This is a genomic window from Variovorax sp. SRS16, from assembly GCF_901827165.1.
In the GTDB taxonomy this organism is placed as follows: domain Bacteria; phylum Pseudomonadota; class Gammaproteobacteria; order Burkholderiales; family Burkholderiaceae_C; genus Variovorax.
In genome coordinates this window covers 4,822,712-4,835,000 of sequence record NZ_LR594666.1, presented here as the reverse complement: position 1 = coordinate 4,835,000, position 12,289 = coordinate 4,822,712, and the positions used below count along the sequence as shown (strand labels likewise).

The window sequence follows — 12,289 nt, the reverse complement described above, 5'->3', positions numbered from 1 at the left end:
AATAGATCCTGAAACCGCATGCTTACAAAAAGTAGGAGCCCGCAAGGGTGACTGCGTACCTTTTGTATAATGGGTCAGCGACTTACATTCAGTGGCAAGGTTAACCGAATAGGGAAGCCGTAGAGAAATCGAGTCCGAATAGGGCGATAGTCGCTGGGTGTAGACCCGAAACCAAGTGATCTATCCATGGCCAGGATGAAGGTGCCGTAACAGGTACTGGAGGTCCGAACCGACTAGTGTTGCAAAACTAGCGGATGAGCTGTGGATAGGGGTGAAAGGCTAAACAAACTTGGAAATAGCTGGTTCTCTCCGAAAACTATTTAGGTAGTGCCTCAAGTATTACCGTCGGGGGTAGAGCACTGTTTTGGCTAGGGGTCATGGCGACTTACCAAACCAAGGCAAACTCCGAATACCGACGAGTACAGCTTGGGAGACAGAGCACCGGGTGCTAACGTCCGGACTCAAGAGGGAAACAACCCAGACCGCCAGCTAAGGTCCCTAAAATTGGCTAAGTGGGAAACGAAGTGGGAAGGCTAAAACAGTCAGGATGTTGGCTTAGAAGCAGCCATCATTTAAAGAAAGCGTAATAGCTCACTGATCGAGTCGTCCTGCGCGGAAGATGTAACGGGGCTAAGCCAGTTACCGAAGCTGCGGATTTGCAATTTATTGCAAGTGGTAGGAGAGCGTTCTGTAAGCCTGTGAAGGTGCGTCGTAAGGCGTGCTGGAGGTATCAGAAGTGCGAATGCTGACATGAGTAGCGTTAAAGGGGGTGAAAAGCCCCCTCGCCGTAAGCGCAAGGTTTTCTACGCAACGTTCATCGGCGTAGAGTGAGTCGGCCCCTAAGGCGAGGCAGAGATGCGTAGCTGATGGGAAACAGGTCAATATTCCTGTACCGATGTGTAGTGCGATGTGGGGACGGATCTTAATAGGTCATCCGGGTGTTGGATATCCCGGTTTAGGCAGAAGTAGGCGATGGGTAGGCAAATCCGCCCGTCATATACCGAGGCTGCCGATCGAGCAAGCTTGCTTGTGAAGTGACTGAACGAGGTTCCAGGAAAAGCCACTAAGCTTCAGCTACACACGACCGTACCGCAAACCGACACTGGTGCGCGAGATGAGTATTCTAAGGCGCTTGAGAGAACTCAGGAGAAGGAACTCGGCAAATTGACACCGTAACTTCGGAAGAAGGTGTGCCCTATTAGTGTGAAGTGAACAACGGAGCATGAATGGGTTGCAAAAAATCGGTGGCTGCGACTGTTTATTAAAAACACAGCACTCTGCAAACACGAAAGTGGACGTATAGGGTGTGACGCCTGCCCGGTGCTGGAAGATTAAATGATGGGGTGCAAGCTCTTGATTGAAGTCCCAGTAAACGGCGGCCGTAACTATAACGGTCCTAAGGTAGCGAAATTCCTTGTCGGGTAAGTTCCGACCTGCACGAATGGCGTAACGATGGCCACACTGTCTCCTCCTGAGACTCAGCGAAGTTGAAATGTTTGTGATGATGCAATCTCCCCGCGGAAAGACGGAAAGACCCCATGAACCTTTACTGTAGCTTTGTATTGGACTTTGAACAGATCTGTGTAGGATAGGTGGGAGGCTTTGAAGCAGGGTCGCTAGATCTTGTGGAGCCAACGTTGAAATACCACCCTGGTGTGTTTGAGGTTCTAACCTAGGTCCATTATCTGGATCGGGGACAGTGCATGGTAGGCAGTTTGACTGGGGCGGTCTCCTCCCAAAGCGTAACGGAGGAGTTCGAAGGTACGCTAGTTACGGTCGGACATCGTGACGATAGTGCAATGGCATAAGCGTGCTTAACTGCGAGACTGACAAGTCGAGCAGATGCGAAAGCAGGACATAGTGATCCGGTGGTTCTGTATGGAAGGGCCATCGCTCAACGGATAAAAGGTACTCTGGGGATAACAGGCTGATACCGCCCAAGAGTTCATATCGACGGCGGTGTTTGGCACCTCGATGTCGGCTCATCTCATCCTGGGGCTGTAGCCGGTCCCAAGGGTATGGCTGTTCGCCATTTAAAGAGGTACGTGAGCTGGGTTTAAAACGTCGTGAGACAGTTTGGTCCCTATCTTCCGTGGGCGCTGCAGATTTGAGGAAGCCTGCTCCTAGTACGAGAGGACCGGAGTGGACACACCTCTGGTGTATCGGTTGTCACGCCAGTGGCATTGCCGAGTAGCTAAGTGTGGAAGAGATAACCGCTGAAAGCATCTAAGCGGGAAACTCGTTTCAAGATGAGATCTGCCGGGGCCTCGAGCCCCCTGAAGAGTCGTTCAAGACCAGGACGTTGATAGGTCGGGTGTGGAAGCGCAGTAATGCGTTAAGCTAACCGATACTAATTGCTCGTGCGGCTTGACCCTATAACTTTGATCTCCGATCAAGGTGTTATGCCAAGTTGACGCATTCAAAATACCAAAAGCTGATTCCAAACTCTATGAATTCGTTGTCTTGACCTACCCTCAAGACAGCAACCAGTTATGCCTGATGACCATAGCGAGGTGGTCCCACTCCTTCCCATCCCGAACAGGACAGTGAAACGCCTCAGCGCCGATGATAGTGCGGGTTCCCGTGTGAAAGTAGGTCATCGTCAGGCTCTTACAGCCCCCTGAACCGCCCAACCAATCCCTTGGTTGGGCGTTCTTGTTTGTGCGCTAGCAATTTCGAATGTACTCGCGATCTGCTGACGCGGCGCCGCTGCGAATCAGTTCGAGCAAAATTTCACTGCTCAATTGTTCAAGGGTCGATGTTGGAAAAAAGCGCATACGAATTGCATCGAGATACGGTGTGCCCTGCACCCAGCCATCCCATTCGCCGATGTTCATCGATCGGGCATCGAGCAATTTGAATTTCATCAGCACTTTCAGCGCATGACGCGCATGCTTGAGCGGCATGCGGACAAAGAACTCCAGCCGCTCGCGGGCCTCCGACAACGCGCCTGCGACATCGTCGAACACGGCTCCATGGCCAGGGATCACGCACAGGGGGGCCAGGACCTCGATGAGATCAAGAGTCGCCGCTACCTCGGCGAAAGATGGTTCGCCGGCAAGCTCGGGAAATACGACGCCGAAACCGTGCTCCCACAGTGCGTCAGCAGAAATCAGGGTCTGGGATTGCGGCTCGAACAACACGATCGAATGGGGATCGTGTCCCGGTGCGCCGTGGACTTGCCAGGTACGATTTCCCAGTATCACCTCCTGTCCTGGAACCAGAAGACCGTCGAAGCGAAACTGCGGGCAGTGCTGTCCCGTTGCGCGAAAACTCAGCCCTTCTTCGTCCCAGTTCTGCACCAGATCGGCTTCGCCGGGAGGAATGCGGGTGCGCATCCGCGGATAGCGCACTTGCAACGCGGCATTGCCACCGCAATGGTCGCTGTGCAAATGCGTGTTGAACAGCAGATCGAGCGGCCGCTGGCCGAGTCGGTCCGCTACCAACGCGATCGTCTGGTCCGAATGAGTCGCGTAGCCAGTATCGACCAGCGCCGTCTCTTCGCGCCCCAGGAAGAGAATGTTGTTCGACGACAGCCATCCTCGTTCGAGGACAACCACTTCGGGCGGCAGCGCGACCCGCGCAGTCACGTCGAAACGCTGGCGCGCAGCTGCCGCCGAAGAATTTTTCCGACGTTCGTCTTCGGCAATGCGTCGCGAAACTCGATGTACTTGGGCCGCTTGTAGCCGGTCAACTGCTCATTGCAATAGCGCATCACCATTTCTTCGGTCAGTTGAGGATCCTTGCGCACCACAAAGGCCTTGATGGCCTCGCCCTGCTTTTCGTCAGGCACGCCGATCGCGGCGCATTCGATGACGCCTGGACACAAGGAAATGACGTTCTCGAGCTCGTTCGGGAACACGTTGAACCCGCTCACGAGGATCATGTCCTTCTTCCGGTCGACGATCCGGCTGTAACCGTCCTCTTGCATCACTGCAATGTCCCCGGTTCGCATGAATCCGTCCTCGGTGAACGCTGCCGCGGTTTCGGCCGGCTGGTTGTAGTAGCCGATCATGACATTCGGCCCCTTGATGCACAGTTCCCCTGCTTCTCCGATCGGCAAGGAGCGACCTTCATCATCCTTGATCGCGATCTCGATGCTCGGCAATGGCAATCCGATGGTGCCGGTGAATGTCGTGTTGGTGACGGGATTGTTGGTGCCGATCGCGCAGGTTTCGCTCATGCCCCAACCTTCGATCATCGGGCAGCCGGTCAGCTCGAACCATCGGCGAGCGGTTCCTTCGGAGGCTGCCATGCCTCCTGCCTGCGATACGAACAGCGTCGAGAAGTCCACGGTCTTGAACTCCGGGTGCACCAGCAGGGCATTGAACAAGGTATTCACCGCCGGCAGCATGTGGAAGGGGCGCTTCTTGAGCACGGCAATGAACTTTCCGAAATCACGCGGATTGGGAACCAGCGTGAGATGCGAGCCCTGCCGAATCGCGAGCAGGCAAAGCGTCAGCGCGAAGATGTGATACAGCGGAAGTGCGGCAATGCTGTTGACCTTCGACAGATCGCCCGCGCGCGCCAACGCAGGCATGAACCAGGCTTCGGCCTGCAAGGTCGCGGCGACGATATTGCGATGCGTCAGCACGGCGCCCTTCGAAAGCCCGGTGGTACCGCCCGTATATTGCAGGAACGCGATCGAATCGAGTGTGCATGGATCGGGACGCAGTGCGCGGCCACCGGCTTCGGCCAGCGCCTTCGGAAAGGTCGTGACGCTGCGGCCGTTGTCCAGCGGAAGCTTGTAGGGCGGAACCATCCTGGCGAGATGCCTCACGGCCAGCGTGATCCACCTGCCGTACAGCCCGCCCAGCAGATCGCCCATCGATGAGATCACGACATGCTTGACCGCCGTGCGCTCGATCACTTGCTCGAGCGTCGAGGCGAAGTTCTCCAGGATCACGATCACCGTTGCGCCGGAGTCCTTCAACTGGTGCTCGAGTTCGCGCGCGGTGTACAGCGGATTCACGTTGACGCACGAGTAGCCGGCGCGCAGGACACCGCACATCGTGACGGCGAACTGAGGCACGTTCGGCAGCATGATGGCCACGCGCGCACCGGCTTCCAGGTCCCGCGACTGAAGCCAGGCACCCAGCGTCGTCGACAGCCTGTCGAGTTCGCCATAGGACATCCATCGTTCCATGCACACGGAGAACGGCCGATCGGCGTGGCGCTGGAACGATTCCTCGAACATCTGTCCCAGCGAGCGGTACTGCTCGGGATGTACCTCACGCGGCACGCCGGCCGGATAGTTCTGCAGCACCGATGTTTGCATGCGATCTCCTTTGGCGCGGATTGTCGAAGCGAGACCGGGCAAGCCGCCAGCGGGCTTGTCCTAGGGTCATGCTTCGGAGATCGCTACCGATGAGCTGTTCGAGCTCGAGCGGTCGCCATGGTCAGGCGCTCGATTCGCCTGGAAGTTTCGCGCCAGCTTCGATGTCAGACTGCGCAGCCAGCATCTGATAGAGCGGCGTGAAATCGGGCGCAGTCAGATCGAACAGCTGCGCAAAACTCTCGATGACGAAGTACGTGCTCTGATAGCTGTCGATCTTGTAGCGCGTACGCATGGCGCGCGGCAGGTCCAGCGGCAAGCGCAGCGGCGCGGCGCTTTGCACCGCATGCCGCAATTCACCGACCGAACTCAGAATGCCCGCACCGTAGGCACGCAGCCCTTCGGGCTGGCGTATCAGCCCGAACTCCACGGTGTACCAGTACAACCGGGCGAGCTTCTCGCAAGCCTCCTGGGCATGTGCCTTGAGGCCGCCTTGGCCATAGCGCTGCACGTAGTCGGCGAATGCAGGGTCGAACAGCATCGGCACATGGCCGAAAAGATCGTGAAATACATCCGGCTCGACGATGTAGTCGAATTCCTCCGGCGTGCGGATCCAGTCCGTCACCGGGAACTTGCGATTCGCCAGCAGCGTGAAGAAAGGGACTTCGGGAATGAGCCCCGGCACTGCCACGACTTCCCAGCGCGTCGCCTTGTACAGCCGCTCGTTGATCTCGTCGAAGTGCGGAATGCGATCCTTGACTCCGAGCGAGGGCAATGCCGCAATGAAGGCATCGCAGGCCAGGCCCGGCAACTGAGCCGCCTGACGCTCGTAAAGGCGCCGATAGGTATCGTGATCGGCCGCCGTATAACTGGCCCAGTCCTGCGGGCAGGTGTAGTCGGCCAGAACGGTACCTCCGCGCGAGTAGTCGCCGCGCGGCGGCCGGTCCGATTCACCGTAGACCGCCGGGGTGACTGAGGCCGCTGTGCTGTCCATGGATCTTCGATCGTTCGTTACTTGAGCCAGCGGTCCATCACGCCCTGGAATTCGCCGCCGGCTTGCGACAGATGGAGCCACTGGTCGACGTAGGCCTTGAAGGCCAGGTCGTCGCGCGGCAGCATCCAGGCCATCTCGCCGTACTGCAAAGGCTTGTCGGGATGGATGGCGCACAGGCCCGGCTTGAGTTTTTGTTGCGTCAGCGCTTCTGCCGACTCCGTCACGAAGACATCCGCTCGGTTGGCGAGGATCTCGTCGAAGATCGTCAGGTTCTCACTGTGCAGCATGAGCTTGGCGCGCTTGAAATTGGCGCGCGCGAAGCGCTCATTGCTGCCGCCCGGGTTGAAGATCACGCGCACTTCCGGCTTGTCGATGTCGGCAACGCTCTGGTACTTGGCGACATCGGCGCAACGCGCGATCGGTGTCTTGCCATTGACCATATACGGCGCACTGAAGAAAGCGCGCTTTTGCCGATCGGTGGTGACGGAGATGCCGCCCACGGCCATGTCGCATTTGCCGGCCGCGAGGTCCGGCAGCAGATTGGCCCAGCTGGTCTTGACCCATTCGGGCTTCGCATTGAGGCTCGTGCTGAAGCCCGTCATCAGATCGACGTCGATGCCCTCATAGCTTCCGTCGGACTTCTGGAAGCTGAAGGGCCGGTAGTCGCCCGGCGTGCAGACGCGCAAGACGCTTGTCTTCTGCACTGCGTCGAGGTGTGATGGCGTATCGCCGCCAGTCCGCTGCGTCATCGCGCAGCCTCCCAGCGCCAACGCTGCGGCTGCAATCCAGAGAGAGCAAAGAGAAACGATCGGGCGCATGCCGGGCTCCTGTGTGCAATAGGGCGCCTATTGTGCGGCGGCAAGAACCCCACGGCGCATCTGGTCGAGCTCGATGCTTTCGAACAGGGCCTTGAAGTTGCCTTCGCCGAAGCCGTCGTCGCCCTTGCGCTGGATGAACTCGAAGAAGATCGGTCCCAGTTGGTTCTCGCTGAAGATCTGCAGCAGCAGCGCGCCTTTCTTGCCGTCGATCAGGATCTTGCGCTTCTTCAACTCCGCCACGTCTTCGCCATGGCCCGGAATGCGCTTGTCCACCAGCTCGTAGTAGGTGTCGATGGTGTCGAGCAGCTTCACGCCCGAGGCACGCAAGGCATCGACCGAGTGCGGCAGGTCGTGCGAACCCATGGCGATGTGCTGGATGCCTTCGCCGTGGTACGTGTCCAGATATTCCTGGATCTGGCCGGCCTTCTCGTTGCCTTCCTCGTTGATCGGAATGCGGATCTTGCCGCAGGGGCTGGTCATCGCCTTGCTCTTCACGCCGGTGACCTGGCCCTCGATGTCGAAGTAGCGGATCTCGCGGAAGTTGAAGAGGCGCTCGTAGAAATCGGCCCATTCCTTCAGACGGCCCCGATGCACGTTGTGCGTCAGATGGTCGATGTAGGTCAGGCCATGGCCCTCGGGTGCGAGCGCCTCTACCGCGCTCAGTCCCGGCAGCGCCTCGAAGTCGACATCGTAGAAGCCGATGTTGCCAATATCGCCAGGCTGCGCGCCGTTCTTGCCGCGCCAGCGGTCGACGAAATAGATCAGGCTGTCGCCGATCCCCTTGATGGCAGGAATGTTCAACTCCCCGGGGCCTGCGCCGGGTGCGAAGCCCCACGCGCCCAGCGAGGTCGCGCGCTCGTAGGCCGCCTTGGCGTCCTGCACGCGGAACGCGATCGCGCAAATGCTCGGTCCGTGCTGGCGCGCAAAACGCTGCGCAAAGGAGTCGGGCTCCGAGTTGATGATGAAGTTGATCGTGCCCTGCCGATACAGCAGCACCTTCTTGTGACGGTGCCTGGCAATGGCCTTGAAGCCCATTCGTTCGAACACCTGACCCATCGCGGCCGGGTCGGGCGCGGCGTACTCGATGAACTCGAATCCGTCGGTACCCATGGGGTTGTCCCAGGGCGTGAATGCGGGTGCGTCTGCAGTGCTCATTGAGGGTCTCCGAGTGGGCGGGGGATGGGGCCAGTGTCGCGCCGCGTGCCGGCGGCGTCCATACGGAACTGTAAAAGCGCAGACGATCATGATTTCAGCGTAATCACGCCTGATTCCTCCCGTTGACACATGAAAACTGTGAAAATTAAAAAATGAACGCACTTGACAAGCTCGATCGACAGATCCTGCGCACCTTGCAAGCCGATGGCCGCGCCACTTACGACCAGCTTGCAGAACAAGTGAGCCTGTCGCCGAGCGCAGTTCTGCGCCGCGTCAAGCGCCTCGAGGAAAGCCGCGTGATCGACCGCTACGTCGCGCTCGTCAAGCCCGAAGCCATCGGCCTCGGCCTCACGGCGTACCTCAATGTCCGGCTCGAAAAGCTCACTGAAAGCCACAAGCGCAATCCCATGGACGTTTTCCGGGCCAGCGTGCAGACTTGGCCAGAGGTCGTGGAATGCGCCGCGCTGACCGGGGAGATGGACTATCTCTTGCGCGTGGTGGTCGCCGACATGGCGCACTACAGCCGCTTCATCATGGACACGCTGCTCAAGCACCCGAGCGTGCAGGACTGCAAGACCAGCTTCGTGCTCGACAGGGTCAAGGCCACGACGGCGGTGCCCGTTTGACGGTGATCCACCCTGGAAACATGCGAGGAGCCCTTGTGATCCCCTTGGTTAAGGGAAAACCCTTATATTGGAGGCATGTCAACTGCCAAGGCCCTTCTGAAAGCCTCCTTCGGCCTGGGCTCCTTCCTGAAGCCGCCCATGGTTGAGGCGCATCCGCGCGCTGTTGCGGCGCCGCACCCGGTGATGGTGCCGATCCGTTCGATCGGCCCGCGCGAGCGCAGCCGCATTGCGCAGCACCTGCTGGCGCTCGCCCCGAACGACCGCTACCTGCGCTTCGGCTACGCGGCCTCCGACGAACAAATCCAGCGCTATGTCGACGGCCTCGACTTCGAGCGTGATGAACTCTTCGGCATCTACAACCGGCGCCTCGATCTGATCGCGATGGCCCATCTGGCCTTTGCGCCCCCCGATCAGCACACGGATTGCGCCGAGTTCGGCGTGTCGGTGGCAGAACATGCGCGCGGGCGCGGTTACGGCGCGCGCCTGTTCGAGCGCGCCGTGGTCGTCGCCCGCAACGAAGGCGTCGGCATGCTCTTCATTCACGCTCTGAGCGAAAACGCCGCCATGCTCAAGATCGCCCGCAACGCCGGCGCGACCGTGGTGCGCACCGGCTCGGAATCCGAAGCCCACCTGCAATTGCCCGCGGCCACCTTCGACAGCCGCATGAGCGAGATCGCGCTGGAGCACTACGCCGAGGTCGACTTCCAATTGAAGACCCGCGCCAAGCAATTCTGGGCATTCCTGGCCGGGTTGCAGGAAATCCGCAGCGGCGTGCGCGCGTCGCGGGGCAGGTAAACCCGGGGACGCTTTCCGGTATCCTTGCGTTCCCCCAACTCCGCCCTCCCGCAGTGGCCGAACCTCACCCTGAGCGCGCACCCGTCGAACGCGAAGACAAGCGCAGCTTTCTTCAGAAGCTCGCCGAATTCATCCATCCGGGGCCCGACTCGCGCGACGAGCTGATCGAGACGCTGGCGGACGCCGAAGACAACGACGTGATCGGTGCCGAGTCCCGTGTCATGCTCGAAGGCGTGCTTCGCATGGCCGACATGACCGCCGGCGACGTGATGGTGGCCGCGCCGCGGATGGACCTGGTCAACATCGACGCGCCCTACGATGCGCTGCTGCATCTCGTGATCGACACCGCGCACTCGCGCTTCCCGGTCTACGAGGGTGAAAAAGAGAACATCATCGGCATCCTGCTCGCGAAGGATCTGCTCAAGCTGCAGCGCGCGCCAGGCTTGAACATCCGCGCGCTGCTGCGTCCCGCCACCTTCGTGCCCGAGAGCAAGGGACTGAACGACCTCTTGCGCGAATTCCGCGGCAACCGCAACCACCTCGCGATCGTGATCGACGAATTCGGCCGCGTGGCCGGACTCATCACCATCGAAGACGTCCTCGAACAGATCGTCGGCGAGATCGAGGACGAGTTCGACATCGCCGAGGACGAGGGCGACATCTTCGGCCTGGCCGATCGCACCTACCGCGTTTCGGGCGACACGCCGATCGAGCGCGTGGCGGAGGCCTTCGGCATCACCTTCGACGAGGAGGCGTTGAGCGAAGACTTCGACACCATCGGCGGCCTGATCGCGCACGAGATGGGCCATGTGCCCAAGCGCGGCGAGCACTACGCCCTGGGTGCCTTCGATTTCGTGGTGCTGCACACCAAGGGCGGCGCGGTGCGGTGGTTCAAGGTCTCGCCCGCGCGCGGCGACGACGCGGCCGATTGAAGACGCTTCTTCGCCTGTCGGGCTTCGGGCTCGCGGGCCTCGCGCAGGCCACGTCCGTCGCGGCACCGTGGAATGGTCAGCCGCTCTGGTGGCTGCAGTTGCTCTCGCTCGCCGCGCTGGTCTGGCAGCTCGATGCGCTGCCTGCCGGCGGCCGGCCCCGCCCGACGTGGCGCAGCGCGATGGGCTGCGGCTGGATCTTCGCCACGGCCTGGCTCTGCGGCACCTTCTGGTGGCTCTTCATTTCGATGCACACCTACGGCGGCCTCGCGGCGCCGCTCGCGGCATTGGCCGTGCTCGGGCTCGCTGCCGCGCTGGCGTTGTACTACGCATTGGCATGCGCCTGTTTCGTCGTGTTCGCACCGGCCGGCATCGTGCGAGCCGCAGTGTTCTTCAGCGCCTTGTGGACCCTGGCGGAACTGCTTCGCGGCAGCTGGTTCACCGGCTTTCCGTGGGGCGCCGGGGGGTACGCGCATGTCGACGGGCCACTGGCCGTCTATGCGCCCTGGCTGGGCGTCTACGGCATCGGTGCGGTGGCCGGCGCCATCGCGGCACTCGCCGCGATGGCACTCCGCCGTGCGCGCGGCCGTGCGCTCGCGGCCGCCATCGGCCTGGCCGCTGTGTTGCTGTTCGTCCCGGGGCTCATCGGAATGGCCCGCGGAGAGCCTGACGAATCCGCACGGTCGCATGGCCGCCTCGGTGTCGCGCTGCTCCAGGGCAACATTCCGCAAGACGAGAAGTTCATTCCCGGCGGAGGCGTCGCGACCGCGTTGAGCTGGTATGGCGAGCAACTGGAGCGCGCAACCGCACCGCTCGTGATCACGCCCGAGACGGCCTTGCCTCTGCTGCCCTCGCAGTTGCCGCCCGGCTACCTCGACGCGATCGCAGCACGCTATGCCACGGGCCAGCAGGCCGCCATCGTCGGGCTGCCGCTGGACGACGGCCGGTTCTACAGCAACGCCGTCCTGGGCTTCCGGCCAGGGCAGGGCGTGCCCTATCGCTACGACAAGCATCACCTGGTCCCCTTCGGCGAGTTCGTGCCGCGCATGTTTCGCTGGTTCACCGACCTGATGAACATTCCGCTCGGGGATTTTCAGAGCGGTGGCCTCGCACAGCCGCCCTTCGTCTGGCAGGGCCAGCGCATCGCGCCCAACATCTGCTACGAGGATCTGTTCGGCGACGAGATCGGCGCCAACTTCCGCAACGAGGCCGATGCGCCCACCGTGCTGCTCAACGTGAGCAACATCGCCTGGTTCGGCGACTCGATCGCGATCGACCAGCACCTGGCCATCTCGCGCATGCGCGCGCTCGAGTTCCAGCGTCCGATGGTGCGATCGACCAACACCGGCGCCACCGTCGTCATCGACCATCACGGGCGCGTCACCTACGCACTGCCGCGGCTCACGCGCGGCGTGCTGCTGGCCGAGGTGGAAGGCCGCAGCGGCATCACGCCCTATGCGTTCTGGGTGTCGCGCTTCGGGCTCTGGCCGCTCTGGGGCTGTGCGCTGATCGTCATCGCAGCGACGCTGATGCTGCGCGGTCGGCGCCGCCGCTAGACGCTCTTTCGCGACGCAACGAAGCCCTCGTCGAAGCGCGTGCATGACCGTATGCACGCTCGGCATTTCGGGCGCGATCCGGGCGCGCATGCGTCCGTTATCGTCTCGGCGCTCTGTGAAATCAGTCACACCAGCGTCACC

At 60.9% G+C, this 12,289-nt stretch carries 9 protein-coding genes and 2 rRNA genes (1 of these 11 only partly in view); 6 read left to right on the top strand and 5 right to left on the bottom strand.

The window, feature by feature from the left end; all coding sequences use genetic code 11:
• Together E5P2_RS23365 and rrf are read left to right on the top strand one after the other, a co-directional pair.
• Nucleotides 1-2,375, top strand: a 23S ribosomal RNA gene (locus E5P2_RS23365) (it extends 494 nt beyond the left edge of the window).
• A 120-nt stretch (nt 2,376-2,495) separates the two neighbouring features.
• Nucleotides 2,496-2,608 (top strand): 5S ribosomal RNA (gene rrf / locus E5P2_RS23360).
• A 58-nt stretch (nt 2,609-2,666) separates the two neighbouring features.
• Here rrf and E5P2_RS23355 read toward each other — a convergent pair.
• The 5 genes from E5P2_RS23355 to hppD form a co-directional block, all read right to left on the bottom strand.
• On the bottom strand, nt 2,667-3,590 hold the full coding sequence (locus E5P2_RS23355; protein WP_162569522.1) for an MBL fold metallo-hydrolase: 924 nt from the start codon (nt 3,588-3,590) through the stop codon (nt 2,667-2,669).
• The gene (locus E5P2_RS23350; RefSeq protein WP_162569521.1) at nt 3,587-5,278 is read right to left on the bottom strand and encodes an AMP-binding protein; all 1,692 of its coding nucleotides are present in this window, start codon (nt 5,276-5,278) and stop codon (nt 3,587-3,589) included. Before E5P2_RS23350 ends, E5P2_RS23355 begins: the two co-directional genes overlap by 4 nt.
• A gap of 121 nt (nt 5,279-5,399) precedes the next feature.
• The gene (gene phhA, locus E5P2_RS23345; protein WP_162569520.1) at nt 5,400-6,269 is read right to left on the bottom strand and encodes a phenylalanine 4-monooxygenase; all 870 of its coding nucleotides are present in this window, start codon (nt 6,267-6,269) and stop codon (nt 5,400-5,402) included.
• Nucleotides 6,270-6,286: 17 nt separating this feature from the next.
• The gene (locus tag E5P2_RS23340) at nt 6,287-7,018 is read right to left on the bottom strand and encodes a transporter substrate-binding domain-containing protein (RefSeq protein WP_443083525.1); all 732 of its coding nucleotides are present in this window, start codon (nt 7,016-7,018) and stop codon (nt 6,287-6,289) included.
• 96 nt (nt 7,019-7,114) lie between these two features.
• Nucleotides 7,115-8,242 (bottom strand): 4-hydroxyphenylpyruvate dioxygenase, encoded by a 1,128-nt coding sequence (gene hppD / locus E5P2_RS23335; protein WP_162569518.1) that lies wholly within the window; start codon nt 8,240-8,242, stop codon nt 7,115-7,117.
• Nucleotides 8,243-8,394: 152 nt separating this feature from the next.
• Here hppD and E5P2_RS23330 point away from each other — a divergent pair, with 152 nt between their 5' ends.
• The 4 genes from E5P2_RS23330 (at nt 8,395) to lnt (ending at nt 12,148) form a co-directional block, all read left to right on the top strand.
• Nucleotides 8,395-8,868, top strand: coding sequence for an Lrp/AsnC family transcriptional regulator (locus tag E5P2_RS23330; protein WP_162569517.1), 474 nt, complete (start codon nt 8,395-8,397; stop codon nt 8,866-8,868).
• A gap of 75 nt (nt 8,869-8,943) precedes the next feature.
• Entirely contained in the window at nt 8,944-9,663 is a 720-nt protein-coding gene (locus tag E5P2_RS23325; protein ID WP_162569516.1) for a GNAT family N-acetyltransferase, read from the top strand.
• Nucleotides 9,664-9,716: 53 nt separating this feature from the next.
• Nucleotides 9,717-10,595 (top strand): HlyC/CorC family transporter, encoded by an 879-nt coding sequence (locus tag E5P2_RS23320; protein ID WP_162569515.1) that lies wholly within the window; start codon nt 9,717-9,719, stop codon nt 10,593-10,595.
• A complete protein-coding gene (gene lnt / locus E5P2_RS23315; protein WP_162569514.1) occupies nt 10,592-12,148 on the top strand; it encodes an apolipoprotein N-acyltransferase in 1,557 nt (518 codons plus the stop codon). Before E5P2_RS23320 ends, lnt begins: the two co-directional genes overlap by 4 nt.
• Nucleotides 12,149-12,289 lie beyond the last annotated feature (141 nt).